This window comes from Streptomyces sp. NPDC093510, assembly GCF_040683555.1.
Lineage (GTDB): Bacteria > Actinomycetota > Actinomycetes > Streptomycetales > Streptomycetaceae > Streptomyces.
The window spans coordinates 193368-219784 of record NZ_JBFBEE010000003.1 but is presented as its reverse complement, the minus strand read 5'-3'; the positions used below and the strand labels follow the sequence as shown (position 1 = coordinate 219784).

Below are 26417 nucleotides of genomic sequence, written 5' to 3'. Positions count from 1 at the left end.
AACCGTGACTTGCCGCGCGGTGGCGCGTTCCCCACTTGACCATCGCGAGCAAGGAGCGGTACCGAAGTGGAAGCCACAGAGCGCGTAACGATTCTCTTGAAGAAGAACTTCGGGGTCCGTCTCGACACCGTGTCCCCCGACGCCCCCCTGTACCAACTGTCCATCGACTCCCTCGCCCTCGAGGAACTCATCCTGCAGATCGAGGACGAGTGCGCCGTCGACCTCGCCGACCTGACCCTGACCTCCCGCGACACGGTCGCCGCCCTGCTGTCCGCCGTGCGCCAGAAGGCAGTGACGGCATGACCGGGGCGGCACGGGAGCCCGCCGCGGCCGCGGTGACCGGCATCGGTCTTGTGACCGCCGCGGGCATCGGCGTGAAGGACACCTGGAACCAGGTCACCACCGCCACCGCCCCCCGCGGGGTGCGGCGGCCCGCCGCGCTGCGGGACCTGCCCTGCGACTTCATGTACACGATCGACGGCCTCGACATCGACGCCGAGCTCGGCGTGGCCAGCCACCGGCTCATGGACCGCTTCGCGCAACTGGCCGTGATCGCGGCCCGGGAGGCGGTGGCGGACGCGGGGCTCGGCCCCGACGTCTGGGACAGCGCACGTGTCGCGGTGGTCATCGGCTCGGCCCACGGCGGCCTCGACTTCTACGCCGAGCAGCACGGCACGCTCACCGAGCGCGGTGCCCGCAGGGTGTCGCCGAGGCTGGCGCCGCTGAGCGTCGTCAACGGAGCGGCGGGCAGCGTCGCCCGGGACCTCGGCACCCGCGGGCCCAGCCTGGCGGTGGCCACCGCCTGCTCCTCCGGCACCGACGCGATCGGCACCGCGCTGCACCTGTTGCGCGCCGGGGCCTGCGACATCGCCGTCGCGGGCGGTGCGGAGTCCATGTGCGTCCGGGCGGTCTTCGCCGGTACGTGCAACGCGAAGGCGCTGTCCACCCGGACCTCGGACCCCGCCGCCGCCTGCCGCCCGTTCGACGTCGACAGGGACGGCTTCGTCGTGGGGGAAGGCGCCGGAGTGCTGGTCCTGGAGCGTGCGGAACACGCGCGGGCCCGCGGCGCCAGGTCCCGGGCCGCCGTCCTCGGGTACGGGGCCGCCACCTCCAGCGAGGCGTCCTCCCCCGTCGCCCCGAGCGAGGCCGGCATCGAGCTGGCGCTGCGTTCCGCGCTGGCCGACGCGTCCGTGGCCCCCGGCGACATCGGGCACGTCAACGCCCACGGCACGTCCACCGTCATGAACGACCTGGTGGAGGCCGCCGTGCTGCACCGGGTCCTGGGGGACGGCCCGCTGGTGACCTCCACCAAGGCCATGACGGGGCACACGCTGGGCGCCGCCGGGGGCATCGAGGCCGCCTTCACCGTCCTCGCCCTGGAGGAGCAGCTGGTGCCGGCGACGGTCAATCTCCGTACGCAGGACCCGCGCGTCCCCGTGGAGGTGGCCCGGACCACCGGGCCCGCCCGCCTGGACTGCGCGGTGACCACCTCGCTCGGCTTCGGAGGGCACAACTCCGTACTCGTCCTCGCCCGCCAATGAAACGAGAAGAAGCATGACCGAGGAGCACATCCGCACCCTGACCGTGCAAGGGGTGTCGTACACCTACCGGGTGATGCGGCATCCGGCCCCCGACGTCGAGCCCGTGATCGTCATGGGCGGAGTGCTGGAGGGCATGTACGACTGGGCTTATCTGGAGGGAATCGTTCTGCCCAGGGCGAGCCTGGTCACCGTGGACCTGCCCGGCCTCGACCCCGTCGCCTTCCAGGGCGCGGAACGGGACAACGTCGACGCGCTCTGCACCGGGCTCGAGGGCATCGTCGACGATCTCGGCGCCGACCGCGTCAATCTCTACGGCTACTCCCTGGGTGCCGCCATCACGTACCAGTACGCGCAGCGCAACCCCGAGCGTGTCGCGCGGCTGCTCATCGGGGGCGTGCCCGGCCGGATCACCGAGGATCTCGTGGCGCGGCTGCGGGAGGCCACCGGTCTGGCGCGGGCCGGCGACGCGGACGGCTTCGCCACGCTGATGTCCGGGGCCCTGCTCTGCCTCGAAGAGGGCCACCACGTCCACCGCCGCGACCTGACCCTCGGCTACCTGCGGCGCTTCATGCGCAACGCGGCCCGCGCACCGCGCAAGGTCGACCTGCTCGCGACCGCCCTGACCAGCCGCACGCGTCCGCTGACCGGCGGCCTGAAGGGGGTGCCCACCCTGGTCTTCAGCGGTGAGCACGACCACCTCCACACCCCCGAGCGGCAGCAGGCCTTCGCCGAGACGATCCCCGACAGCCGGTTCGTGACGTTCCCCGACTGCGACCACATGCTGCCGTTGCAGCGCCCGGAAGCGGTCACCTCCCTGGTGGCCTCCTTCCTCATGGAAGAGGCCACGTAGGCGGTGGCGGCCACGCGGGAGGGCTACACCGCCGCCTTGAAGATCAGTTCGGCGACGCGGGGCAGCGAGCCGGGGTGCACGGCGAGGAAGAGATTGGGCTCGACGAGTTCCAGCTCCATGACGCGGGGGGCGCCGTCGTCTCCGTCCACGAGATCCACACGCGCGTACAGCAGGCCGGGGCCGCCGGGGGCCGCGGCCAACGCCCGGCTCGCGACGTCGAGTTCGGCCTCCGTGGGCTGCCAGGGGCGCAGGTCGGGGTGCGGTGTCTTGGCGGCGTCGTACGCCGTGCCGGGCGCGAGGACCGCGCCCTTCTGGACGGCGTGCAGGAACTGTCCGCCGAAGAAGACGAGGGCGCGCTCCCCGGTGACGTCTATTCGGCGCATGTAGGGCTGCACCATGGCGGTGAAGCCCTCCTCGTGCATGCGGGCCAGGTGCGCCAGCGCCGCATCGCGTTCGTCCGCGCGGTAGCGGGCGGCGTACCGCGCACCGGCCCCGGAGGTCGGCTTGATCACGAACTCCTCGTCACCGTCGGGGAGTCCCGCGTCCTCGCCGGGCGCGCGGTAGTACGTCGGGACGACGGGCACCCCGGCCTCGGCCAGCTCGCCCAGGTAGCGCTTGTCGGTGTTCCACCGGACGACGTCCGCGGGGTTGGCGAGCCGCGTGAGCCGGGCGCACCGCTCGGCCCACGCCACGTACTCCGCGGCGCGCCAGCTGTAGTCCCACGTGGACCTGATCACCACGAGGTCGAACCGGGACCAGTCGATGTCCGGATCGTCCCAGCCGACGACGTGCGCCTCGGCGCCGGTCTCGCCGACGGCGCGCGCGAGGTCCGACAGGTCGTGGTCGTGGCCGGGCTGCGGCCGACGGGTCACCAGCGCGATGCGGGGGCTTGCCACGGGGACTCCTTGCTCGTACGGATCACAGGCCCCGCAGGCTAACAACCGCGCCCCACGCGCCTCGGAGGACGAAGACGCGTGCCCCGGAGGCAAAAGCCCGGCCCCGGTCTTGTTCGCCGACTCCAACATCTGCTTATGATTCAGCGTGTTCGATTCACGGCACATCAAGACGTTCCACGAGGTGGTCCGGGCCGGTTCGTACTCGGCGGCCGCCCGCTCCCTCGGCTATACACAGCCGGCGATCACCCAGCAGATGAAGGCCCTCGAACGGTCCGTCGGCACTCCGCTGTTCACCCGCGTCGGCCGCCGCATGCGGCTGACGGAGGCGGGCGAGGCGCTGTCACGGCACGCGGGAATCATCCTGGACGACATCTCCGCCGCGCAGCAGCAGATGAACGCGATCACGCGGCTGCGCTCGGGCCGGGTGCGGGTCTGCGCGTTCCCCAGCGCCAACGCGACCCTCATCCCGGAGGCCCTGGCCCGGCTCGCCTCCGGACACCCGGGCGTGCGCGTGGAGCTCCTGGAGGACGAGCCGCCCGAGTCGCTGCGCCGCGTGGTGCGCGGCGAGTGCGACATCACGCTCGCCTTCACCTATCCCGGCCTGCACGACGAGGTGCCGGCGGAGCTGGCGGAGATCCCGCTGATGGAGGACCAGCTGACCGTGCTGCTGCCCACCGGGCACCGGATGGCGCGCCAGCGTTCGGTCAAGCTCGCCGAGCTCTCGGAGGAGCGGTGGATAGCGGGCTGCCCGCGCTGCCGCGCCAACTTCCTGCACGAGTGCGCCGAGCTGGGCTTCGCACCCGACATCGCCTTCACCACGGACGACAACCTGGTGGTGCAGAGCCTGGTCGCCGAAGGGCTCGGCATCGCGATGATGCCGGGCCTCGTCCTGAACTTCCTCTGCCACCGCAAGGTCACGGGCCGCGCCCTGGACCCCGCCTCGCGGCGCCAGGTGTCGGCGTACGTTCTCAAGGACCATCTGCGCATCCCGGCCACGGCCCTGGTCCTCGACGAGCTGAGGACCGTGGCCGCCAACCGCGTCGGCTGCTGATCACCGGCCCCTTCCTCGCGCGCCTTCCATAAGCGGAAGTTGGGGGGTGTCCAAAAGACTGTCGTTGGACGTGATGGTTCGGGCGGCGCGACGCTGCCGGTATGAGCACTCCGACCGCGTACCGGGCCGCCCGGACCACAGAGCGCCTCGACACCCTCGTCGCCGACGTGCGCGAGGCCGTGGGGCGCGGCCTGCCCCCCGACCTGACCGCGTACCTGGTCGGTGAGCGGCTCGCCCCCCATCTCGGCGCCGCCGACCTGCTCACCGACGAGCAGCGCGAGGGCGACCCCGAGCGCTACCGCCAGCACGTGCTGCACGCCGAGCACGACGGCAGCTTCTCGATCGTGGCGCTCGTCTGGCTGCCGGGGCAGCGGACCTCCGTCCACGACCACGTGTCGTGGTGCGTCACGGGCGTCCACGAGGGCGAGGAGCGGGAGCGGCGCTACCGGCTCGTGCCCGCGGCCGAGAACGGCGGCGCGGCCCGCCTCGTCGCCACGGAGGACGTCGTCAACCCGCAGGGCTCGGTCTGCGGGTTCGCGCCGCCCGGCGACATCCACCGGGTGTGGAACGCCTGCGGCACCCGCGCGATATCGATCCACATCTACGGCGCGGACATAGCCCGCCTGGGCAGCAGCGTCCGCCGGGTCTACGAGCTCCCGGCCGACCGGTAATGGCGCTGCTCGGGGAGCGCGCCAAGTCCCGCACCGCACCGGTCACCTCACTCGTCGGCCGCCCGCCCGGCAAGCTGCCCGGCCTGGCACTGGCCGTCATGGGCGTCGCCGTGGCCTGGGGCGTGCACCGGCTGGTGCCCGGGGTGCCGATGCTCACGGCCGCCGTGGTCCTCGGCATCGCGGCCGCCCATCTGCCGGGCGCGGCCCGCATCTTCGTGCGCGGGCCCGGCAAGGCCGGTCTGACGTTCGCCGGGAAGCGGCTGATGCGGGTCGGCATCGTGCTGCTCGGCCTGAAGCTGAGCCTGGACGACGTGCTCGGGCTCGGCTGGGCCTCGGTCGCGATGGTGCTCTGCGTCGTCGCGGTCACCTTCTTCGGCACCTGGTGGCTGGGCCGCCGCATGGGACTGCGCGGCGACCAGCCACTGCTGATCGCGACCGGCTACTCGATCTGCGGTGCGTCGGCGATCGGCGCGGTCAGCGAGGCGTCCGAGAGCGACGAGCGGGACACGGCCACCTCGGTGGCGCTCGTGACTCTGTGCGGCACCCTCGCCATCGCCGTACTCCCGCTGCTGCAACACCCGTTGGGGCTCAGTGACGCGGAGTTCGGGCGCTGGGTCGGGGCGAGCGTGCACGACGTGGGGCAGGTCGTGGCGACCGCGCAGACGGCGGGCGCGGGGGCGCTCGGCGACGCGGTCCTGGTCAAGCTGATGCGGGTCGCGCTGCTCGCGCCGCTCGTGGCGGCGGTGGCGCTCTCGGTGCGGGCGCGCCGGCGGGGGCGCGGGTCCGGCGAGGGCGAGGGGGCCGCGGGCACCAGGCGTCCGCCGCTCGTGCCGCTCTTCGTCGTCGGCTTCCTCGCGATGGTGGCGCTGCGCACGACCGGGTGGCTGCCCGGCGGCGCGATCGACGCGGCCGGGACGGTGCAGGAACTCCTGCTGGCCGCGGCGCTGTTCGGGCTCGGCAGCGCGGTCGACCTGCCGTCCCTGACCCGTACGGGCGGCCGGGTCGCGACGCTCGGGCTCGTCTCGTGGGCCGTGATCGCGGGAGTGTCGTACGTGGGTGTGGTGCTGACCTACTGACACTCGAACGACTGGGCAGTTGTTCCCTGGAACAGGTGATCGTCACGCCAGGAATTGCGCGGGGTCCCCGTGATTGACGATGCTTACGGTGCGCGAGCGACGGGCTGCAGACCGTGACCGCGCACCCGGCCCATGTCCCATACGGGGCCGGGGTGTTGGGCCCGAAGATCCCGGGCCCGGCCTTCCTGAAAGTCCCACAAGGAGATGCACCACCATGAACCTCATCACTGACGTCGTCGCCGGTCTCGCCCACTTCCTCGGCTGGCTGGTCTGACGTCACCCGTACCGATCCGCAGCGGCGCCGCCTCCCCCCGTCCCACGGGGAGGCGGCGCCGCCGTGTTCAGCGGGCCTGACTTCTACGGTCCGGGCTGCTGCGGGCCGGGCTTCAGCGGGCCGTGGTGGCCCCGGGGTAGAAGTCCCGCGCCCTCCCCCTGCCGTCCTTCGCCTTGCCGAGCAGCCCCGCCGGGTACTCCACGAGCCAGTAGCTCGCCGCCCCGACCGCCAGGGCCACCAGCACCACCACGAGCACCGCCACCGGAAAGCCCGCCTGCGACGACGGCAGCAGCCCCGACCTGTCGAGCTGGAGCATCACCGGCTCGTGCCAGATGTAGAGGCTGTAGCTGATCAGGCCGACCGCCGTGACCCACCGCGTCCTCAACAGGGCGTGCCGGCGCACCTGTTGGCGTTCCCGGCGCCGGACGTGCAGCGTCGCGTACAGCAGCACGGACCACAGGACGGCGGCGACCGGGTGGTAGAAGGTGTGCGCGAGGTTCTCCGGGGCGGAGAGGTACGACAGGGTGAGCAGGCCGGCCAGTGCCGCGGCCGACAGGGCGCTCGCCCAGCGGGCCCGCAGCCTGCCCCGGCCGTCGCCCAGCGCCGTCAGGAGCACCGCGAGGGCCATGCCCGCCGCGAAGCCGCCGAAGCGGGCCTGCGGGCCGAAGTACACGGGCCAGTCGGTGTGCGGCACGTCGAGGACGTAGTGGGCGCAGGAGATCCACGCGAGCGGGACGGCGAAGAGGACCGCGCAGCCCGACGCGCACAGCGCTGCCCTGGCCCGCCGCGTCCGCAGCCTGCGGCAGGCGCGCACCGCGAGCGGCCCGAGCGCCACGAGGACCAGGTAGAAGGCGACTTCCAGGGAGAGGGACCAGCTCGGGCCGAGCGTGTGGAAGATCCGCTCCCGGTCGAAGACGTGCGTGAACGTGAGGTGTTCGACGAGGTCCCGCCAGTCCCCCGGCAGGGTCGGGTTGCGCGTCGACCAGACGACCAGGACCGCCAGGAAGTACAGCGGCAGGATGCGGATCGCGCGCCGGAACAGGAACACCCGGGCGGGCCTGACGGAGCCCTCTTCGCCGTCGATGGCGGCCCGCGCGTACGACAGCGTGAGCAGGTACGCCGACATCACGAAGAACAGGTCGATCACTTCGAGGGAGAGCAGCGCCCCGACGTACGGATTGTCGACCGGTGGGTGCGAGCCCGTCGCGTCGTAGGTGTAGTACTGCTGCCAGACGTGGAAGACGACGGTGCTGAGCGCGGCCAGGCCGCGGAAGCCCTGGAGTTCGAGTGCGCGGCCGCGCGCGGGCGGTTTCCCGCGCTCCGGGGCGCGGGGTGGCGCGATCGTCTCGGGCGCGATCGGCGCGGTCACGAACCCCCTCCCGTTCCGGCCGGCTCGGCGGCGACGACGGCGGTGGCGGCGACGGCGGTGGCGCGCGGCGTGACCCGCCACTGCCGGTCGCCGAGCGCCTCCTTCAGGTGGGCGGCGCGCGCCACCATGTTCTTGAAGTGGGTGTAGAAGAACGTCGTCACGAGCAGGTAGTGCCAGAACCAGCTTCTGCGGGCGCGCAGTTCGGGCACGGCGAGCCGCCACGCGAACGCCGCCTGCACCAGTCCTGCCGACATCGTGACGGCCGCCGCGACCAGGCAGACCGGCACCGCCCAGTCGAGCCGGTCCGCGCCGCCCGCGCGCCAGGCCGCGTGCAGCAGGATCGGCAGGATCTGCAGCGTCAGCCACGGCTGGATCTCGCGCCAGCCGAGCAGCACGAACAGGCCCGTCTTCTGGCGGCGTGTGAAGACCGGCGAGCGCAGCCCGCGCCACAGGTGTTCGAGCGAGACCTGGAGCCAGCCCTGCGCCCAGCGCGAGCGCTGGTTCCACAGGGGTTTCAGCATCGTCGGGGCGAGCTCGCGCGAGACGAGCGTGCGGTCCATGGCGATGCGCGCGCCTTCGCCGAGGGCCCGCATGGTGGAGTCGATGTCCTCGGTCAGCATCGAGCCGTGCATCCGCGTCCTGGCCAGCAGGTCGGTGCGCCAGAAGCCGTTGGAGCCGCCGAAGACCCCGAAGCCGTAGAGCCTGGTGCGGCCGGGGTGGCTGACCGCGTAGATCGCCTCGAACTCGATGCCGACCAGCCGGGCGACCCAGGAGCTCTCGCCGTTGCGTATGACGCAGTGCCCCTGCACCACGTCGTAGCCGTTGGACAGCCAGTCCCAGGCGTGCCGGAAGGCGTCCGGGGCCGGATGGTGGTCGGCGTCGAAGATGCCGACGAACTCGCCGCGCACCCGCGTCACCGCCGCGTTGAGGTTCTGCGCCTTGGAGGTGCTGCCCGCCACCGGCAGCAGCACCAGACGCGGATCGCGCCCCGCGATCTCCCGCAGTGTCTCCTCGACGGGCAGCGGGTGCGGGGTGTTGTAGGCGAGGACGATCTCCAGCTCGTTCGGGTAGTCCAGGCGCAGGAACGACTCGACGGTGTCGACGATCGTCGCCGCCTCGTTCGGCAGGTACGCCGCGATGACCGCGCTCGCCACCGGGTACGGCTGCCCGGGGGCGGCCGGGCGCTGCTCCGCGTCGAGCGAGAAGAGGCATTCGAGGACGATGAGCAGGGCGGACGTCACGAGCCCTGCGACGACCACCCAGTACGCGAAGGACGCCGCGTCCCAGCCCATGGCGTACGCCTGTTGGTACAGGAGGAACGGCACGCCCACGCCGAGGGCCACCATCAGGACCGGTGAGAGCAGCGGTGTCACCGCCGAGAGCAGGCCGCGCAGCCCGGGGCGTGCGCGGCGGTGGCCGTGCGCGGCGGCGGTCCGCATCCACGGTTCGTAGCGCACGGGCCGCAGGTCGCGGTGGCGCAGGGCTTCCTCGGCGGCGTCCCGCGCCCGCTCGGCGGCCCGCGCGCTCGCGCCCTCGCCGGTGCAGTCGGACAGCGGGAGCCAGCCGACGGCCGGGGTGAGCCGGACGTTCTCGTCGGCGACGACGAACCGCGTGCCCGCCACGGAGGACGCGAACTCCCGCAGGCTCGCGGTCGCCGTCTCCTCGTCGACACCCGGCATCAGGACGAGGAGGCGGCCCTCCTCGTCCCACCCGAGCCGGTCGCAGACGTTGCCGAGCCGCTCTCCCACCTGGGCGAGCCGTTCGGCGACCTCGCGTCGCACGCGCGGTCCGAGCCGGGTCTCCAGGGCCTCCGTCTCGGCGACGCGGACCACGGCGAGGACACCGCCGCGCCGGGCGGCGGCGGGCCGCTGGAGTTCGCGGTCGAGTTCGGCCATGAAGTGCGGCGCCGAATACAGGCCGGTGCGCGGGTCGAGGAGCAGCTGCTCCACGGGGACGGGGACCCGGTGCAGTTTGGCGGCGATGCGGGCGGACAGCTCGTCCGGGTCGGGCGCCTCCGGCACGCAGTCGTCGGCGCCGTGCCGCAGGAGTTCGGCGACCGTCGAGGGGCCGCGGGCCGCCGTGACCATGAGCAGCGGGAGGGCCTGGCCCGCCGGGTCGGCGCGCACCTCCCTGATGACGTCGCGGCCCTGCCTGCGTCCGTCGGGCCCGTCGTCCAGGGCGACGATCGCGTCCGGCGGGGCCTGCCTGACCTGGCGGCGCACATCACCGGGGACGGCGTGCGTGACCTCGTGGCCGGTGAGGCGGAGGGTGCGGGTGAGCTGTTCCCTGCCGGGGCCGGGGGCGCCGACCGCGAGCACGTGGGGGCGGTGGTGGGTATGGGGTTCGGTGTGCGGGTGGGGTTCTGTGTGCGAGTGGGGTTGGGGTGAGGCGTCGGGACGCCTCAGGGCATCGGACATGAAGGTGGTCAAGGTGGTCCCATCCTGTTCGGATTGTGGGGGGAGGACCGGATTACCGAGGTGCTGGTAGGTGACCGGATAGTGACGGACAGCCACAACAGCCTCACTGATCACTGTGACACCACACCTTCAGGGGCGTAACACTCTCATTACACCCCGGTGCAGAGACTGCACATGCTCTGCACGGATCACCCCGACGGACTTCGAGGAGTACGACACGTGGATCCCCTCTTCCCGGCCCTCAACGCCGCGCACGGCGAGGCCCTCCGGTTCGGCGACCGCTCGCTGACCTACCCCGAACTGGGCGCGAGCGCGGGGGCGTTGGCGCTGCGGCTGCGCGGCGCGAGCCGGGTCGCCGTCTGGGCGACACCGTCCCTGGAGACGGCCGTCGGCGTGGTCGCCGCACTGCTCGCCGGGGTTCCCGCGGTGCCGCTCAACCCGAAGTCGGGCGACTCCGAGCTCACGCACATCCTGCGCGACAGCGCGCCCTCCCTGGTGCTCGCCGGGCCCGGCGTCCAACTGCCGCCCGCCCTGGGCGACGTGGCCCGGCACGACGTCGACGTACGGCCGGACGACGCGGCCCGCCCGTCGGGCGCGCCCACCGAACCCGACCCCGAATCCCCCGCCCTGATCGTCTACACCTCCGGCACCACGGGCCCGCCCAAGGGCGCCGTCCTGCCGCGCCGCGCGATCGCCGCCACGCTCGACGCCCTGGCGGACGCCTGGCAGTGGACCGGCGACGACGTCCTCGTGCACGGCCTGCCGCTCTTCCACGTGCACGGTCTGATCCTCGGCACGCTCGGCCCGCTGCGGCGCGGCGGCTCCGTGCGCCACCTCGGCCGGTTCGCCACCGAGGGCGTGACGCGCGAGCTCGGCTCCGGGGCGACCATGCTGTTCGGGGTGCCGACGATGTACCACCGGATCGCCGAGGCCCTGCCGGACGACCCGGAGCTGGCGAAGGCGCTGGCCGGGGCGCGGCTCCTGGTGTCCGGCTCGGCGGCGCTCCCGGTGCACGACCACGAGCGCATCGCGGCCGCCACCGGGCGCCGCGTCATCGAGCGGTACGGCATGACGGAAACGCTGATGAACACGAGTGTGCGGGCCGACGGCGAGCCCCGCGCGGGCGCGGTCGGTGTGCCACTGCCCGGCGTCGAACTGCGTCTGGTCGACGAGGCGGGCGAGGAGATCACCGCGGACGGGCCGGAGGCGGTCGGCGAGATCCAGGTGCGCGGCCCCAACCTCTTCACGGAGTACCTGAACCGCCCGGACGCGACCGCGGGGGCTTTCGCGCCCGGCGGCTGGTTCCGCACCGGCGACATGGCCGTGCGGGACCCCGACGGTTACGTACGCATCGTCGGCCGCAAGGCCACCGACCTCATCAAGAGCGGCGGCTACAAGATCGGCGCGGGCGAGATCGAGAACGCGCTCCTCGAACACGAGGGGGTGCGGGAGGCCGCGGTCACCGGCGAGCCCGACCCCGACCTCGGGGAGCGGATCGTGGCGTGGGTGGTCCCCGCCGACCCTGAGGCGCCCCCGGCCGCCGCGGAGCTGGCGGACCACGTGGCGTCGAGCCTTGCGCCGCACAAGCGGCCGCGGGTGGTGCGCTATCTGGAGGCGCTGCCGCGCAACGACATGGGGAAGATCATGAAGCGGGCGCTGGTACGGGACTCAAGTCCCTCCGGCGATTGAGGAGCGGGTCCGGGGCGGAGCCCCGCGTCGGTGAGCGACACGGGGCCCCGCCCTCGGGGCTACTTCACCCCCACCGCCCGGATGATCTCCTGGGAGACGGCCCCGCCCCGGTCGTCGGAGGCAGCGGCCCGCAAGGACACCGACTCGGCGTCAGCGGGGACCTTCACCTTCCCCACCCACGACGCCTTCTTGCCGTCCCGGTCCAGGGCGACCGCCTTCCACGTCACGCCCTCGTCGTACGAGACGGACAGCTTCCCGCCCCCGATGACACCCGTGTCCGGCGCCCCCTTCACGTACTCCGCGAAGATTCCGACCGGCACGGTCCGCCCGCCCCGCACGTCGCCCGACAGGGACGTGTCCACGTCGAAGCCGAGGTTGAGCAGGGGGAGGAACGTCTTCTTGCCGGCCGGGGTCTGTGCGGACCGGAAGGTCCACTCCGCGTGGCCCTTCGTCGCGAGCCGCCACCGCTCCCGGTCGAGCGTCGTGTCGGTCACGACCTTGTACGTGTGCTCGGCGGGGTCCGCGTCCCACACGTACACGCCCGAGCTCTTGCGCCGGTCGGCGCTCACCCCGTCCACGAAGACCTCGCTGACCTGCGTCATCGAGTCCTCGTTCCAGACGTCGCCGAAGCCGGTGTGGTCGGGGCCCGAGTCGCCCCAGCCGGGCACGTTGAACGCCAGGTCGTTTCCGCTGCGCGTCTGGCCCCAGCCGAGGCCGGTGCCGAGCCAGGGGTGCAGCACCGGCTTGAACCAGTTCAGCTCCGCGTGCCTGCCGCCCTTGTAGGCGACCAGGCCGCTGCGCTCCTCCAGCGCCCCGGGCCCGGTGGACACGGACTCGTGCCACAGCTGACCCTGGCCCGTGGAGACGTACTCCGTCCGCTCGGCCGGATAGTCGATCTTCTCCTGGAAGCCGAAGCCGACGGGGAAGGTGTCGGTGATCGAGTACCGGTACTCGCCGCCCGCGGCGGGCTCCACGGCGTGGAACCTGGTGTCCAGCACGCCCAGTTCACGCTTCTTCGGCTCGTACGTGAGGTCCTTCGGGACGGCCCCTTGGTGGCCCTCGGAGAGGTCGTACACGTAAGGGGTGTTGACGGTGCCGGTGCTCTCGACCTTCCTGCCCGCCTTCGCGGCCTCGATCAGCCGCGCCCCGTCGGCGGCGTCGACCGTGGCAATCTGCAGCGGCCGGTCGCCGTTGTCGTCCGTGCCGAACCAGGCGTTCAGGCGGCCCGGCTGCCCGTCCGTCACGAACAGCGCATCGGCGCCCGCGTCCTGGGCGGCCTGCCCCAGCTGCTCCGGGGTGACCGCGCCCGTGCGGCGCACGACGACGGCCCTGCCGCGGACGTCCTTGCCCTCGTACGCGGCCGGGGTGCCGTCGCCCGCGTCCACCAGGGACCACTTGTGCCGCCCCTCGGCGATCGTCCCGCCGGGCTGGGCGACGGCCTCGCGCAGGCCCTTCACGTCCACGAGAGGCTTACCGAGCCGCCACACGGTGCGGTACTCGAAGCTGCCCTCGGTGACCTCCGCGGTCGGCGCGGCGAAGACGCTGTCGTACTTCACGGGCACCTGGACGGCGCCCATCAGCTCGGCGCCGCCGGCCTTCCTGTCGTACTCCATCAGCAGCTGCCGGGTCTCGGTGCGCCGGTCCACACCGGCCTTGATCTCGCGCAGCCGCCGCCCGTCCAGGGTGATGGCGCGGTCCCGGTCGAGGCGGATCTGCGGGTCGGCGAGGAAGCCGAGGCCGAGGGAGTCCTCGCCCTTGGCGCCGCGCACGTCGAGGAAGGTCGAGAGGGCGTACGTGCCGGGCTTCAGGCGCAGTTCCAGGGTGCCGGAGTCGCCGACGGCGGCCGGGAACGGTTCGGTGCCCCCGGCGAGCTGCTGCACCACGAGGTCGGCGGGGGCCGCGGCGCCGTCACGGTCCTTCACGTGGACGGTGAGCGTGTACCGCTCCTCCTCCTTGACCATGCCGAACGCGGTGTGCGCGACCTTCTTCCCCTCGACGCTCGCGACGACTGCGCCGCTGGTGTTCCCGACGGGCGCCTTCGCGCCGTCCCCGGTGACGGTGGTCGACGCGGTGCCGTGCGCCGGGACGGTGAGGGTGGAGTCGGCGAGCGTCACGACGCCGTCAGCCGCACCCTGCGCGACAAGTCGCAACTCCACAGCTTCGCTCGATGAGTTGGTGTAGGTGATGGTCCTGTCGACGGGCTTGTTGTCCTCGTAGGGCCAGCCGTAGAAGCCGAGGTCGGCGCTGCCCGTCGCGGTGACCTTCGCGTCGATGGCGCCGGGCACACTGACACGCCCCGAACCCAACGCGTACGCGGACGCGCCGAGTTGCTCGGAGCCGGACATCAGGGCGTCCTTGAGCCGCGCGCCGGTCCAGTCGGGGTGCCGCTCGGCGAGCAGGGCGGCGACGCCCGCGACGTGCGGCGTCGCCATCGACGTACCGCTCATCTCCGTGTAGAAGCCCTCGCCGCCGGTGAGCTGGGAACGGGCGGCGAGGATGTCCACGCCGGGCGCCGACAGGTCGGGCTTGAGGGCGTGGTCGCCGGCACGGGGGCCCTGGCTCGTGAAGTACGCGGCCTCGTCGGCGGAGTCGACGGCGCCGATGGTCAGTGCCGAGTCGGCGGCGCCGGGCGAGCCTATGGAGGAGGGCGCGCCCGTGTTGCCCGCGGCGACGACGAAGAGGGCGCCGGTCTTCTCGGAGAGGGAGTTCACGGCGGCGGCCATCGGGTCGGTGCCGTCACTCGCCTCCGACGAGCCGAGGCTCATGGAGACGACCTTGGCGTCGACGTCCTCTGCCGCCCACTCCATGCCCGCGATGATCTCCGACTCGCTGCCGAAGCCCTCGTCGCTGAGCACCTTGCCGACGGCGAGCGAGGCGCCCGGCGCGACGCCCTTCTCCTTGCCGCCCTCGGACGCGGCGCCGCTGCCGCCGACGGTGGAGGCGACATGCGTCCCGTGCCCGTTGCGGTCGGCGACCTCCTCCCCCGCGACGAAGCTTCTGGACTCCCCGACGCGCCCCTTGAGGTCCGGGTGCCCGGCGTCGACACCGGTGTCGAGGACGGCGACCTTGACACCCTTGCCCGTCAGCCCGGCCGCCCATGCCTTCGGAGTGCCGATCTGTTCGTTGCTCTGCGCCATGTCCGCCTCGACGCGCCCGTCGAGCCACACCTTGCCGACGCCGGACGCCTTGCTCCGCACGGACCGCCACAGCGCGCCCGGCTCCTCCGCGGTGACGGCGACGCCCTCGACGCTCTTCAGGGAGCGCACCTTCTCGACCCCGCGCGGCAGCTCGCGCTCGCCGCGGGCCTTCTTGTCGTACGTGACGATGAGGGGCAACCCGGGCCCGGCCTCGCCCTGCCCGCCGGGCTTCCCCGGCTTCCCCGGCTCCCCTGGCTCCCCTGGCTCCCCCGGCTTCCCTGGCTCCCCTCGCTTCCCCGGCTCCCCTTGCTTCCCCGGCTCCGCGAGACCCTGCCGGATCAGCTCGGTCACGTCGAACAGCCGCTCGTCGAGGACACCGGACCGCAGATACGGCCGCGCCTCGTCCGGTACGACGGTGACGTGCCCGCCCGCCACCTGACTGCGCACCGCCCCGCTCGCCCCGGCGGGCCGGTCGACGGTGACGGTCTGCCGCCCGCCGCCGAGCCGGGTGACGGTGACCTTGTCCCCGGTGATCAGGGTGACGGTGTGGGTGGCTGTGGCGGTACGGGCGGCACTGGCGGCGGTACGGGCGGCACCGGTGGCGCGGGTGTCCTCGGGGGCGGCGTCGGCCACGGCGCCCTGCCCGGCGGGAAGCAGGGCGAACGCGAGACCGGCGGCGGCCACGAGCGCGGCTCTTCGCCGTACGGGAGCTCTGGTCATGGGGCTGCCTCTCTTCGTCGGACCCGGGCGGGAGGGGTGGTGCCCGAGTGCTGCGAAAAGTGTCAGGTCCCTTCTGTTGCAGGTGAGTTGACGGAACGTGGCGGAAAGCCGCCAGGGCAACAATCCGCCAGGACGCCCCTTCCGCGGTCCGCCACGGCAGTGCGCCACCGCAGTGCACCCCCGCAACCCCCGCAGTGCGCCCCGCAACCCCCGCAGTGCGCCACCGCCCCGGCCCGTCGGCGTGCCGAGGCAGCTGCGAATCGGGTTCCCCCGGGCCGCCTGAGGACCCGTCACCGAAAAACCACCCGTGCGGCGGCACCCCGCCCGGCTCAGGCCAGCGCGCGGGCCGCGCGCGTCCGCCGCACGATGCGAGACAGGACCGCCGTCCGTCGGTCCGTACGGTCTGCGCTCTCGGGAGGACCTGCCATGACCGTCAGTCTGGAGCAGTTGCGCCGCTGCCACATCGCCGTCGACCTGGGCGCCGCGAGGACCCGGGTGTTCGTGAAGGGGGCCGGGCTCGTCGTCGACGAGCCGAGCGCCGCCGCCGTGAACACCCGGACGGGCGCGCTCATCGCGGTCGGCCAGTTCGCCGAGCAGATGACGGGACGCACGCCCGGCTACATCCGCGTGGTACGTCCCGTCTCCGGCGGCACCGTCGTCGACATCGAGATGGCCCAGCGCATGCTGCGCCACCTGATCGGCGAGAAGCTCCGCCGCACCCTGCGCCGCAAGCCCCGGCTGCGCGCCGCCGCGTGCACCCCGCACGACGCGGACCCGCTCGCGCAGCGCGCCGCCGTCGAGACGATGGTCGGGCTCGGCGCCCGCCGCGTGGAGCTGGTCGACACCCTCATCGCGGCGGCCGTCGGCTGCGGACTGCCCGTGGAGCGCCCCGAGGCGACGATGATCCTCGTCTGCGGCGCCGCCACCACCCAGGTCGCGGTCCTCTCCCTCGGCTCCATCGTGACCGCGGAACGCGTTCCCGTGGGCGGCGAGGCCATCGACAACGCGATCGTGCAGCACCTGCGCCACCAGCACGAACTGATGCTGCCCTCCCAGTCGGTACGGCCTCTCCAGCTCGCCCTGCGCGGCAACGGGCTCACCCCGCAGGGCCCGGAGTCGACGGAGATCCACGGCAGGGACGTCGCGACGGGGCTCGCCCGCTCGGTCCAGGTGGACACGGCCGCGGTCCGCGAGGCGATCCACACGCCGCTGACCTCCGTCCTCGACGGCATCGGAAAGGTGCTGCGCGACTGCCCGCCGGACCTGGTCGCCGACCTCGCGGACCGCGGCATCATGCTGGTCGGCGGCAGCGCACTGCTCCCCGGCCTCGACCAGATGCTGCGGGACGCGACCGGAATGCCCGTACAAATCGCGGAACGACCGGATGTGTGCGCCGTGCTGGGGCTCGGTGCGATGCTGGAGGGCAAGATCCAGCCGCTGGTCCTGGACCCGTTGTCCGGCTGACCAGGCGCCGGCCTCCACCGACCACGGAGTACGCAGTACGTGACCGAGATGCCCGAAGGAGCGGACGCGCCGCCGCCCTCGATGCGGCCGATCCTCGAAGCGGTCCTCAGCGTCGGCACGGACCTCGAACTCCGTGCCACGCTCCAGCACATCGTGGACAGCGCGGCCCGGCTGACCGGGGCGTGGCTCGGCACGCTCGCCGTCCACGCCTCCTCCGCCCCCGGTGCCGGGGGCCCGCCCGAGCTGTTCGTGGCGGGCGGCCCCGACCGCTTCCCCGACGGAGTGCCGACGGTGCGCCCGGTGGCGGACGGCACCGTCCTCCACGTGCCGATCCTCGTGCACGACGAGCCGTTCGGCACGCTGTCGCTCGCCCGCAAGGCGGGAGGCGGCCCCTTCACCGACGAGGACCGCCAGCTCCTGCGGGTGCTCGCGAGCCAGGCGGGCATCTCCATCGGCAACGCCCGCCTGTTCGAGGCGGCCCGGCAACGGGAGCGCTGGATCGAGGGCGCGGCCGCGGTCACCACGGCCCTCCTCACCGGCGAGGCCGCCGCCGACGCACTGATGACGGTCGCGGACCGGGCACGCATCCTCGCGGGTGCGGCGGCGGGCGTGATCCTCCAGCCCACGGAGTCGGGCGGCATGCGCATCGTCGCAGCCGCCACGGACGGCGAACCCCACGGGTGGGGCGCCTCGGCGGGGGAACGGGGCGGGGGCGGCCCACGGGCAGCCGGCCCGTGGACAACAGCCAGGCCCCCCACCGACGACACCCAAACCACACCCACACCCGGCCCCGACCAAGCCGCAACCAACCCCCCAGCCGCCGCAGCGTGGGCGGCACCCGAACCCCCGGACGGCAGGACCCGGGCGACCCCCGCTCCTGCCCCCCACCCCCACCACAACGACCTCATCGGCACCACCATCGAACCCGGCAGCGCCGTTCTCGCCCAACTCCTCGGCGGTGAACCTGTGTTCATCGACGACTCGGCGACCGACCCCCGGATGACCACCCACGTACGCGCCCGCTTCGGCCCCAGCATGATGCTGCCGCTGCAGGCGGGGGGCCGGCTCATCGGCACGCTCGCCCTGCCCCGCCGCCGCGGCGCACCCGCCTACACCCCGGCCGAACGCCTCCTCGCCACACAGTTCGCCTCGCAGGCCGCGCTGGCCCTCGTCCTGGCCGACGCCCAGCAGAGCCGGGAGCGCCTCGCGGTCTTCGAGGACCGCGACCGTATCGCCCGCGACCTCCACGATCTCGTCGTCCAGCGCCTCTTCGCCACCGGCATGATGCTGGAGTCGACCCGCCGCAGGGCCCGTTCGACCAAGGTCGAGTCCACTCTCGACCACGCGGTCGACGAGCTGGAGTCGACGATCCAGGAGGTCCGCACGGCCATCTTCGCGCTCCAGCAGCCGCCCGCCGACGCCCCGGCCACCTTCCGCGGCAAGGTCCTGCGCGAGACGGCGGGCGCCTCCGCGGTCCTCGGCATCCAGCCGTCCGTGCACTTCGCCGGCGCCGTCGACACGAACGTCACGGACCCGGCGGCCGGCCACCTCCTGGCCGCCCTGCGCCGCTCCCTCGCGGCCACGTCGCGTCGCACCGGCGTCACCCGCGTCGACGTGACGGTCGACGCCCGGGCGGCGCTTCCCGACGGCCGGGAGTGCGTACGCCTGACGGTGTACGACGACGGAGCCACGGACGGCGTAGAGGCGGGCACAACGGCAACCTGGCAGGCACCGCTTTAGCGCCCCACTCCAGCCCAGCCGCTCCAGCCGCTCCAGTCGCTCCCGCTGCCCCGAGCCCCGAGCTCCGAGCTCCGAGCGCTCCGAGCTCCGAGCTCCAAGCTCCGGCCCCATCGTTGCCGGGTTGCCGGACGCCGGCCCCATCGTTGCCGAGCGCCGGACTCATCGCTGCCAAACCCCAGGCCCCTCGTCGCCGGACCCCAGGCCCCTCGTCGCCGGACGCCGGACCGGCCGCCCCCGGACCGGCCGCCCCCGAACCGTCAGAGCGCCACCACCGAAACCTCCGTCGCCTTCACGCTCGTCCAGATCTCCGCCCCGTCCGTGAGGCCCAGCTCCAGCGCCGCCTGCGGCGTGATCTCGGCGACCAGGTCGGGCGCCGCGCGCGAGGTGATCAGGACGCGCAGCCGGCTCCCCGCGGTGGTGATCTCCCGTACTGTTCCCGGCCATACGTTGCGCGGGCTGCCCTCCGGCTTCTCCCGGTGCACGGACACCGCCTCCGGCGCGATGACCGCGAGCGCCCGAGCCCCGGCCTCCAGCGGATCGGCGACGACCAGGCGCCCCTCCCCCGCCAGCGCGAGCGTGCCGTCGGCGGCCGCGGTGCCGGGCCAGGCGTTGCGGCCGAGCATGCGGGCCACCCAGGGCGAACGCGGGTGCCGGGTCACCTCGGCGGGCGGCGCGTCCTGCAACGTACGCCCCTCGTCGAGCACGAGGACCCGGTCGGCCAGCGAGACCGCCTCGACGGGGTCGTGCGTGACGATGAGGCACACGCCGCCGAACCCGTCGAGGTGCCGGCGCAGGGTGTGGCGGACGTGGGCACGGGTGGTCTGGTCGAGTGCGGCGAGCGGTTCGTCGAGGAGCAGCAGCCGGGGCCTGGCCGCCAGCGCCCGTGCCAGCGCGACCCGCTGGGCCTGTCCGCCGGAGAGCTGGGCGGGCCTGCGGTGCGCGAGGTGTCCGACGCCGAGCCGGTCGAGCCAAGCCTGCGCCTCGCGGCGCGCCTCGGCCCGCCGGACGCCCTGCGCACGCAGCCCGTACGCGGTGTTGCCGAGCGCGTTCAGGTGCGGGAAGAGCGCACCTTCCTGGGGCACCCAGGCGACCCCGCGCCGGTGCGGCGGCAGCCCGGTGACGTCGCGCTCGCCGAGCCGCAGCCGTGCGTGGGCGCGCGGGGTGAGGCCGAGCAGGGCACGCAGGAGCGTGGTCTTGCCCGCGCCGTTGGGCCCGACGACGGCGATGGTGGTGCCGGGCTCCGCGTCGAGGGTGAGTTCGTTGTGGCCGGTGACGTCGGCGTGCAGGGCCCATTTCCCGCCCGGCACGGCGACCGGGTGGTGGTCGTCCCCCGCCCCCGGCGCGCCATCCCCCGCACCCGGCTCCTCAGCACCCGCCCCCGACCCGTCGGGCACAGGCCCCCGTACGCGCGCGGAGGCGGCCCCCGCCGTCCACCGCCCCCGCAGCCCGACCAGTACGGCCATCGCGATGGCGAGCAGCAGCAGCGACAGCGAGGTCGCGGCCTCCGGGGAGTCCTGGAGCAGCAGATACACCTGGAGGGGAAGGGTCTGCGTCGTGCCCGGCAGGTTCCCCGCGAAGGTGATCGTCGCCCCGAACTCGCCGAGCGCCCGCGCCCAGGTCAGCGCGGCCCCCGCCGCGAGTCCGGGGGCGACCATCGGCAGGGTGACGGTGAGGAACACCCGTACCGGAGAGGCCCCCAGTGACGCGGCGGTCTCCTCGAACCCGGGCCGCAGCCCGCCCAGCGCGCCCTCCAGACTGATGACGAGGAACGGCATGGAGACGAAGGTCGCCGCGACCACCGCACCGGACGTGTGGAAGGGCAGCACGACCCCGAAGGTGTCCTCCAGCCACGGCCCGAGCAGCCCGCGCCGCCCGAAGCCGAGCAGGAGCGCAACGCCGCCGACGGTGGGCGGCAGCACCATCGGCAGCAGGACGAGGGACCGTACGAACGCCTTGCCCCGGAACTCCACCCGGGCCAGCAGCCAGGCGAGCGGCACCCCGAACACGAGCGAGAGCCCGAGCGCCCAGAACGACACGAGCAGCGAGAGCTTCAGGGCCTGGGTGACCCCAGGAGCGGTCAGATGCGTCCCGAGGTCGCCCCACTCGGTGTGGGCGAGAACGCCGACGAGCGGCATCAGCAGGAACGCGACGGCGAGCAGCGCGGGAACGGCCAACGCGAACGGCGTACGGGTGCGGGCCCGAGCGCGGGTGCGGGTGCGGGTGCGGGTGCGGGTGCGGGTGCGGGCGCGGGCGCGGGTGCGGGTGCGGGTGCGGGTGCGGGTGCGGGTGCGGGTGCGGGTCATGGTGAGTGCCGGCTACGGCTTCTGGAAGCCGGCGTCCCGCAGAATCTTCTGCGCCTCCGGCGTGCTGAGCCACTTCACGAACGCGGCCGCGGCCTCCCCGTTCCCGGAGCCCTTGAGGGTCGCGGCCGGGTAGGAGGCGACGGCGTTCCGACCGTCCGGGATGTCGACGGCGTCGACCTTGCCGGGCGCGGTGGCGGCGTCCGTCCGGTAGACGATGCCCGCGTCGGCCTCGCCGAGCTCGACCTTGCTCAGCACGGAGCGGACGTTCGCCTCCTTGGAGACCGGCTTGACGTCGACGCCCGCCTTGTCGAGGACCTGCTTGCTGTAGCGCCCGACGGGCACGGCGTCGTCGGCGAGGACGACCTTCAGCTTGCTGTCGCCGAGGTCCTCGAGCCCCTTGACCTTGTTCGGGTTGCCTTCGCGGGTGGCGATCACGAGCCGGTTCTTGGCGATGACGGTGGGCTTGCCGGTCTCCCCCTTCAGTCCGTCCATGGTCTTGGTGTCGGCGGTGACGAGCACGTCGGCGGGCGCACCCTGCTTGACCTGGGCGGCCAGCTCCTGCGACCCGGCCGCGGAGACGGTGATCCTCGTCCCCGGGTGCTCCTTCTCGTACGCCTTCTCGGCGGTGGCGAAGACATCGGTGAGGGAGGAGGCGGCGAGGACGGTGAGGCTCACGTCCTTGCCGCCGCCGTCCTTCTTGCTCTCGCTGTCGTCGTCGTTGCCGCAGGCGGCGAGCGGAACGAGCAGCGCTGCGGTCACGGCCGCGGCGGCGGCCCGGCGGACGGTGCGTGCGGGGAACGTGACGGACATGCGGCGGGGCTCCTTGCAGAAGGCGGAGGGGAAAGGAGAAAAGGGGAAAGGAGAAAGGAGGAGGGAGGAAGGAGGCAGGAGGCAGACCTCAGGCCCGGTCGATGTGAACGCTGGTGGACTTCACCCGGGCGGTGGCCTGCACCCCGACCTCCAGGCCGAGTTCCTCCACCGCCTCCCTGGTGAGCAGGGACACCAGGCGGTGCGGGCCCGCCTGTATCTCCACCTGGGCCGCCACGTCGCCGAGCTTCACCGCGGTGACGATGCCGGGAAAGGCGTTGCGGGCGGTGGTGTACGAGACGTCCTCCTCACCGCTTCCGGCACCGGCGGCGCCGCTCTGCGCGACCTCGACGGAGAACGCGGCGAGATCGCGGCCGTCGATGAGCCGCCGCCCGCCCTCGTCGCGGTGCGTGGCGACCCGTCCGGCGTCCGCCCAGCGGCGGGCGGTGTCGGGGCTGACTCCGAGCAGACGCGCGGCCTGACCGATCGTGTAGGACTGCATATGCGACAAGATAAGCGCGCAGAGCTCGCATTTGTAAAAGTTGATACGGATATCCATGGCAGATGCGCCCGCACACCCTCCCCTCTGGAGGAACCTCCAAGCCGCCCCCTGCGCCGACACCGGCGGCCCCGAACGCGCATACGCCGCCCGAACCGGTCAACTCGCCCTCGCATGGCACTCTTCGGCAGGGACAAACACGTGCACGGCGAGGACGAACCGGCTCTGGGCACCGGCCCGGCCCCGGAGGTGGAGCGGGCCGCCCCGGACGAGCCCAGCGACCTTCCCGCGCGCTCCTGGTGGACGGTCATGCGGCGCACCGGCAAGGAGTTCATGGACGACGACCTGCCCGACCGGGCCGCCGCCCTCACCTACTACGGCGTCCTCTCCCTCTTCCCGGCGCTGCTGGTCCTGGTCTCGATCCTGGGCGTGATCGGCGAGTCCGCGACCCGTACGGTCCTCGACAACCTCCAGGAGCTGGCCCCGGGCCCGGTGCGCGACCTCCTCGGCGACGCGGTACGGCAGCTCGGGGACAGCGGTGGCACCAGCGGCGTGATGGCGATCGTGAGCCTGGTGCTGGCGGTCTGGTCGGCCTCCGGATACGTGGCGGCGTTCATCCGCACCTCCAACGCGGTCTACGACCTCCCCGAGGGCCGCCCGGTGTGGAAACTGACCCCGCTCCGCATCGCCCTGACCGTGGTCCTGATGATCCTGCTCGCCGTCAGCGCGCTGATCGTGGTCTTCACGGGCCCGCTGGCCGAGCGGGCCGGGGACGCGATCGGCGTGGGCGACGAGGCGCTGACCGCGTGGTCCATCGCCAAGTGGCCGGTCCTTCTGATCCTCGTGATCGTGATGATCGCCCTGCTCTTCTGGCGCGCCCCGAACGTCCGCGGCCCCGGCTTCCGCTGGCTGAGCCCCGGCAGCGCCCTGGCGGTCCTGCTCTGGCTGCTCGCCTCAGGCGGCTTCGCGCTGTACGTCGCCAATTTCGCCTCGTACAACAAGACGTACGGAACCCTCGCCGGTGTCGTCGTCTTCCTGATCTGGCTCTGGCTGTCGAACCTGGCGATCCTGCTGGGCCTGGAGTTCGACGCGGAACTGGCCCGCCAGCGCGCGATCTCCGGCGGCATGCCCCCGGAGGAGGAGCCCTACGTGGAACCCCGCGACACTCGCACATGGCCCCGCCGCCGCAAGCCCCGCCCGAACCCGGCGGACTGATCCCCGGCTCACCCGCCGGCCGGGCCGCGCGACCCGGTCGGCGGCCACTCGCACGCCACCCGAAAGGGCAGCCCCCGGAGGTTTGCGTCATTGACGCAGGTGGAATCGTTCCTGCGCCATGACGCTGTGGTGGGGCGGGTGGGACTCGAACCCACGGCCGACGGATTATGAGTCCGCTGCTCTAACCGGCTGAGCTACCGCCCCTAACGGCGCGTCGCGCACATTTGTGCGCGCCGTCTGCCGCAGCATAGCCGCTCATACGATCTCCTGCTTCGGATGGTCGGCATCGCTCGACCAAGAGGACCGCAGGCATGCCCGCATGGTTCCACGGGGCACGGAAAAGGACCCCCGAGAGGCTTCTCGAGGGTCCTTCTTCACAGCTCTCCCGACTGGACTCGAACCAGTAACCTGCCGGTTAACAGCCGGCTGCTCTGCCAATTGAGCTACAGGAGACCGAGCTCCCCCGACTGGACTCGAACCAGTAACCTGCCGGTTAACAGCCGGCTGCTCTGCCAATTGAGCTACAGGGGATCGTCTCGTTGCATCGAACGCACCTACCTGGGAACTCTCCGGGCGGCGCGCGCTCGCTGCGACACATACATTAGCGCAAGCAGGGGGGTGCTCCGCCAATCGGTATCCCTCGGGCGATCAGCTGGCGAGCGACAGACCAGTGACAGACGTGCGAAGCCGACGCAAGGGAAAGGGTGGCAGCCATGCGGTACCGGCTCACATTCGTGGCGGGACTGGCCCTCGGGTACGTGCTCGGGACCCGGGCCGGACGCGAGCGTTACGAGCAGTTGAAGAAGTCCGCCCGTGAGATCTCGCAGAACCCGGCCGTGCGCAACACCGTCGAGTCCGCGACTCAGCAGGGGCGCGAGGTGGCGGGCAAGGCCTTCGACACGGTCTCCGAGAAGGTCGGGGACAGGATGCCCGACTCGGTGGCCGACCGGGTCCGCTCCCTGCGCGAGCGCGGGCCGGGCGGCACCGGGGACGACTGGGGCACCAGCAACACGTAGCGGCAGGAATCACGGAGAGCGAACACGGGTGCGGGACACGTCCCCCGGTGCGGCAGAATTCCTGGCATGGGGATAGTCGCAGGGTTGGACAGTTCGCCCGATTTCACGCGCATCGTGGTCTGTGACACGGACACGGGCGCCGTACTCAAGCAGGGGTATGCCCCGCATCCGCTGGAGAACGCCGAGGGTGGCGGGCGGCCCTCCGACGTGGATCCGCAGGCCTGGCTGCTCTCCCTCGGCGAAGCCGCGGGGGGCGGCCTGCTCGAAGGCGTACAGGCCATCGGCGTGTCCGCCCAGCAGAACGCGCTCGTACCGCTCGACCAGCACGGCAACACCGTGCGGCCCGCGCTCGTCGGCAACGACCGGCGGGCGCAAGTGGCCGCCGTCGACCTCATCGACCGGGTCGGCGGCCGCGAGGCCTGGGCGCAGGCCGTCGGGTGCGTGCCGCAGGCCGCGCATCCGGTGACGAAGCTCCGCTGGCTGGCGAAGACGGAGCCGGAGTCGGCGCGGCACGTGGCCGGCCTCCTTCAGGCGCCCGACTGGCTGGTGTGGCAGCTCCTCGGCCGGCCCGCCCGGCGCACGACCGACCGCGGCGGCGCCTCGGGCACCGGCTACTGGTCGGCGGCGACCGGTGCGTACCGCCCCGACCTCGTCGAACTGGCCCTGGGACACCAGGCGATGCTGCCCGAGGTGATCGGGCCCGCCGAGGCCGCGGGGACGACGCCCGAGGGCCTGCTGATCTCCGCGGGCACGGGCGAGACGATGGCGGCGGCCTTCGGGCTCGGTGTGCAGCAGGGCGACGCCGTGGTGTCGCTCGGCGCGTCCGGGTCGGTGATGGCCGTGCACCACGAGGCGCTGACCGACGCGCGCGGCATCATCACCTCGCTCGCGGACGCCACCGGGATGCACCTGCCGGTCGTCCACACGTCGAACGCGGTGCGTGTGCTGCGCGGCACCGCCGAGATGCTCGGGATCGCCGACCTGGAGGAGCTCTCCGCGCTCGCCATGAAGTCGACGCCGGGCGCGCACGGTCTCGTACTCCTCCCCTATCTGGAGGGCGAGAAGACGCCGAACCTGCCGCACGCGGCGGGGACGCTGACCGGGCTGCGGCGCGAGTCGATGAAGCCGGAGCATCTGGCCAGGGCCGCCTTCGAGGGCATGCTGTGCGGGCTCGGGGACGCGCTGGACGTCCTGCGGGCGCGGGGGGTCGAGGTCCGGCGGGTGTTCCTCCTTGGCGCCGCCGCCGAGCTGCCCGCCGTGCAGGCCGCGGCGCCGATGCTGTTCGGTACGCAGGTCGTGGTGCCGCAGCCCGCGGACTACGCCGCGATCGGTGCGGCGCGGCAGGCCGCGTGGGCGCTGACCGGTCAACTGCCGCTCTGGCAAGGGGCCGCCGCGCAGGTATTCGAGCCCGGTGAGGAGCTCGCGGTGGGGCAGGCGGTGCGCCAGCAGCACGCGACGGTGCGGGAGCAGACGCATCCCGGGGCCTTCGCCTCCTGAAGCGGAACGCGACGCCTGCTGAAGCGAAACGCGACGCCTGCTGAAGCGGAACGCGAGCTTCGCGTTCCTTGAGTGAGCCCAGTTCTTTACCGGGGCTGAAATTTGACCCGGTCATGGGTTAATCGGTTGCACGGCCACGGGTCGGGTGTCGGAGGATGGGGGGCCTCCCCCAACCCCGCCGACCC

Annotated in this window: 19 protein-coding genes and 3 tRNA genes; 12 read left to right on the top strand and 10 right to left on the bottom strand. The window is 72.9% G+C overall.

Features of this window, described 5'->3' with window-relative positions:
• Positions 1–66: 66 nt before the first annotated feature.
• Genes AB0N81_RS05735 through AB0N81_RS05725 form a run of 3 tightly spaced genes read left to right on the top strand, consistent with a single transcriptional unit; the run spans position 67 to position 2391 of the window.
• Positions 67–303 (top strand): acyl carrier protein, encoded by a 237-nt coding sequence (locus AB0N81_RS05735; protein ID WP_365355982.1) that lies wholly within the window; start codon positions 67–69, stop codon positions 301–303.
• A complete protein-coding gene (locus AB0N81_RS05730; protein WP_365355980.1) occupies positions 300–1541 on the top strand; it encodes a beta-ketoacyl-[acyl-carrier-protein] synthase family protein in 1242 nt (413 codons plus the stop codon). The genes AB0N81_RS05735 and AB0N81_RS05730 overlap by 4 nt, the downstream gene beginning before the upstream one ends.
• A 13-nt stretch (positions 1542–1554) precedes the next feature.
• On the top strand, positions 1555–2391 hold the full coding sequence (locus tag AB0N81_RS05725; RefSeq protein WP_365355978.1) for an alpha/beta hydrolase: 837 nt from the start codon (positions 1555–1557) through the stop codon (positions 2389–2391).
• A gap of 23 nt (positions 2392–2414) precedes the next feature.
• Here AB0N81_RS05725 and AB0N81_RS05720 read toward each other — a convergent pair whose 3' ends face one another.
• Positions 2415–3287, bottom strand: a complete 873-nt coding sequence (locus AB0N81_RS05720) for a hypothetical protein (protein WP_365355977.1) — start codon at positions 3285–3287, stop codon at positions 2415–2417.
• A gap of 145 nt (positions 3288–3432) precedes the next feature.
• Here AB0N81_RS05720 and AB0N81_RS05715 point away from each other — a divergent pair, with 145 nt between their 5' ends.
• From AB0N81_RS05715 to AB0N81_RS05705, 3 genes are all read left to right on the top strand, one after another.
• On the top strand, positions 3433–4338 hold the full coding sequence (locus AB0N81_RS05715; RefSeq protein WP_365355976.1) for a LysR family transcriptional regulator: 906 nt from the start codon (positions 3433–3435) through the stop codon (positions 4336–4338).
• 101 nt (positions 4339–4439) lie between these two features.
• Positions 4440–5009 (top strand): cysteine dioxygenase family protein, encoded by a 570-nt coding sequence (locus AB0N81_RS05710; RefSeq protein ID WP_365355975.1) that lies wholly within the window; start codon positions 4440–4442, stop codon positions 5007–5009.
• Positions 5009–6085, top strand: a complete 1077-nt coding sequence (locus AB0N81_RS05705; RefSeq protein ID WP_365355973.1) for a putative sulfate exporter family transporter — start codon at positions 5009–5011, stop codon at positions 6083–6085. Before AB0N81_RS05710 ends, AB0N81_RS05705 begins: the two co-directional genes overlap by 1 nt.
• A 386-nt stretch (positions 6086–6471) precedes the next feature.
• Here AB0N81_RS05705 and AB0N81_RS05700 read toward each other — a convergent pair whose 3' ends face one another.
• Both AB0N81_RS05700 and AB0N81_RS05695 read right to left on the bottom strand, forming a co-directional pair.
• Positions 6472–7728, bottom strand: a complete 1257-nt coding sequence (locus tag AB0N81_RS05700) for an acyltransferase (protein WP_365355971.1) — start codon at positions 7726–7728, stop codon at positions 6472–6474.
• A complete protein-coding gene (locus AB0N81_RS05695; RefSeq protein WP_365355970.1) occupies positions 7725–10145 on the bottom strand; it encodes a glycosyltransferase in 2421 nt (806 codons plus the stop codon). The genes AB0N81_RS05700 and AB0N81_RS05695 overlap by 4 nt, the downstream gene beginning before the upstream one ends.
• Before the next feature lie 219 nt (positions 10146–10364).
• Between AB0N81_RS05695 and AB0N81_RS05690 the strand changes: the two genes are divergently transcribed.
• On the top strand, positions 10365–11834 hold the full coding sequence (locus AB0N81_RS05690) for an acyl-CoA synthetase (RefSeq protein ID WP_365355968.1): 1470 nt from the start codon (positions 10365–10367) through the stop codon (positions 11832–11834).
• Between the two features lie 59 nt (positions 11835–11893).
• Here the strand turns inward: AB0N81_RS05690 and AB0N81_RS05685 are convergent, their stop codons facing one another.
• On the bottom strand, positions 11894–15691 hold the full coding sequence (locus AB0N81_RS05685) for a S8 family serine peptidase (protein ID WP_365355966.1): 3798 nt from the start codon (positions 15689–15691) through the stop codon (positions 11894–11896).
• Positions 15692–16117: 426 nt separating this feature from the next.
• Here AB0N81_RS05685 and AB0N81_RS05680 point away from each other — a divergent pair, with 426 nt between their 5' ends.
• A complete protein-coding gene (locus tag AB0N81_RS05680) occupies positions 16118–17155 on the top strand; it encodes a rod shape-determining protein (protein ID WP_365355964.1) in 1038 nt (345 codons plus the stop codon).
• A gap of 48 nt (positions 17156–17203) precedes the next feature.
• Complete coding sequence (locus AB0N81_RS05675) at positions 17204–18895, top strand: GAF domain-containing protein (RefSeq protein ID WP_365356371.1); 1692 nt, start codon at positions 17204–17206, stop codon at positions 18893–18895.
• Between the two features lie 257 nt (positions 18896–19152).
• On the opposite strand, the gene AB0N81_RS05670 is transcribed toward AB0N81_RS05675, so the two are convergent.
• From AB0N81_RS05670 to AB0N81_RS05660, 3 genes are all read right to left on the bottom strand, one after another.
• Positions 19153–21030 (bottom strand): ABC transporter permease, encoded by a 1878-nt coding sequence (locus AB0N81_RS05670; RefSeq protein ID WP_365356370.1) that lies wholly within the window; start codon positions 21028–21030, stop codon positions 19153–19155.
• A gap of 180 nt (positions 21031–21210) precedes the next feature.
• On the bottom strand, positions 21211–22008 hold the full coding sequence (gene modA, locus AB0N81_RS05665) for a molybdate ABC transporter substrate-binding protein (RefSeq protein ID WP_365355963.1): 798 nt from the start codon (positions 22006–22008) through the stop codon (positions 21211–21213).
• Positions 22009–22096: 88 nt separating this feature from the next.
• Positions 22097–22507 (bottom strand): helix-turn-helix transcriptional regulator, encoded by a 411-nt coding sequence (locus AB0N81_RS05660; RefSeq protein ID WP_365355961.1) that lies wholly within the window; start codon positions 22505–22507, stop codon positions 22097–22099.
• Positions 22508–22678: 171 nt separating this feature from the next.
• Between AB0N81_RS05660 and AB0N81_RS05655 the strand changes: the two genes are divergently transcribed.
• On the top strand, positions 22679–23719 hold the full coding sequence (locus AB0N81_RS05655) for a YihY/virulence factor BrkB family protein (protein WP_365355960.1): 1041 nt from the start codon (positions 22679–22681) through the stop codon (positions 23717–23719).
• A 127-nt stretch (positions 23720–23846) separates the two neighbouring features.
• On the opposite strand, the gene AB0N81_RS05650 is transcribed toward AB0N81_RS05655, so the two are convergent.
• The 3 genes from AB0N81_RS05650 to AB0N81_RS05640 all read right to left on the bottom strand — a co-directional run bounded on the left by AB0N81_RS05650 (position 23847) and on the right by AB0N81_RS05640 (position 24250).
• Positions 23847–23923 (bottom strand) — tRNA-Ile (locus tag AB0N81_RS05650).
• A 176-nt stretch (positions 23924–24099) separates the two neighbouring features.
• A tRNA-Asn gene (locus AB0N81_RS05645) sits at positions 24100–24172 on the bottom strand.
• A gap of 5 nt (positions 24173–24177) precedes the next feature.
• A tRNA-Asn gene (locus tag AB0N81_RS05640) sits at positions 24178–24250 on the bottom strand.
• A gap of 173 nt (positions 24251–24423) precedes the next feature.
• Between AB0N81_RS05640 and AB0N81_RS05635 the strand changes: the two genes are divergently transcribed.
• Together AB0N81_RS05635 and AB0N81_RS05630 are read left to right on the top strand one after the other, a co-directional pair.
• Entirely contained in the window at positions 24424–24735 is a 312-nt protein-coding gene (locus tag AB0N81_RS05635) for a YtxH domain-containing protein (protein ID WP_365355959.1), read from the top strand.
• Positions 24736–24801: 66 nt separating this feature from the next.
• Positions 24802–26232 carry an FGGY family carbohydrate kinase gene (locus AB0N81_RS05630; protein ID WP_365355957.1) on the top strand — a complete coding sequence of 477 codons (1431 nt, stop codon included), beginning with the start codon at positions 24802–24804 and terminating at the stop codon, positions 26230–26232.
• The last annotated feature ends 185 nt before the right edge of the window (positions 26233–26417 follow it).

Coding starts and splice junctions, on each gene's coding strand:
- AB0N81_RS05655 (WP_365355960.1), top strand. CDS start 22,679: ATGGCACTCTTCGGCAGGGACAAACACGTGCACGGCGAGGACGAACCG.
- AB0N81_RS05675 (WP_365356371.1), top strand. CDS start 17,204: ATGCCCGAAGGAGCGGACGCGCCGCCGCCCTCGATGCGGCCGATCCTC.
- modA (WP_365355963.1), bottom strand. CDS start 22,008: ATGTCCGTCACGTTCCCCGCACGCACCGTCCGCCGGGCCGCCGCCGCG.
- AB0N81_RS05705 (WP_365355973.1), top strand. CDS start 5,009: ATGGCGCTGCTCGGGGAGCGCGCCAAGTCCCGCACCGCACCGGTCACC.
- AB0N81_RS05725 (WP_365355978.1), top strand. CDS start 1,555: ATGACCGAGGAGCACATCCGCACCCTGACCGTGCAAGGGGTGTCGTAC.
- AB0N81_RS05670 (WP_365356370.1), bottom strand. CDS start 21,030: ATGCCGCTCGTCGGCGTTCTCGCCCACACCGAGTGGGGCGACCTCGGG.
- AB0N81_RS05685 (WP_365355966.1), bottom strand. CDS start 15,691: ATGACCAGAGCTCCCGTACGGCGAAGAGCCGCGCTCGTGGCCGCCGCC.
- AB0N81_RS05695 (WP_365355970.1), bottom strand. CDS start 10,145: ATGTCCGATGCCCTGAGGCGTCCCGACGCCTCACCCCAACCCCACTCG.
- AB0N81_RS05630 (WP_365355957.1), top strand. CDS start 24,802: ATGGGGATAGTCGCAGGGTTGGACAGTTCGCCCGATTTCACGCGCATC.
- AB0N81_RS05660 (WP_365355961.1), bottom strand. CDS start 22,507: ATGCAGTCCTACACGATCGGTCAGGCCGCGCGTCTGCTCGGAGTCAGC.
- AB0N81_RS05680 (WP_365355964.1), top strand. CDS start 16,118: ATGACCGTCAGTCTGGAGCAGTTGCGCCGCTGCCACATCGCCGTCGAC.
- AB0N81_RS05730 (WP_365355980.1), top strand. CDS start 300: ATGACCGGGGCGGCACGGGAGCCCGCCGCGGCCGCGGTGACCGGCATC.
- AB0N81_RS05710 (WP_365355975.1), top strand. CDS start 4,440: ATGAGCACTCCGACCGCGTACCGGGCCGCCCGGACCACAGAGCGCCTC.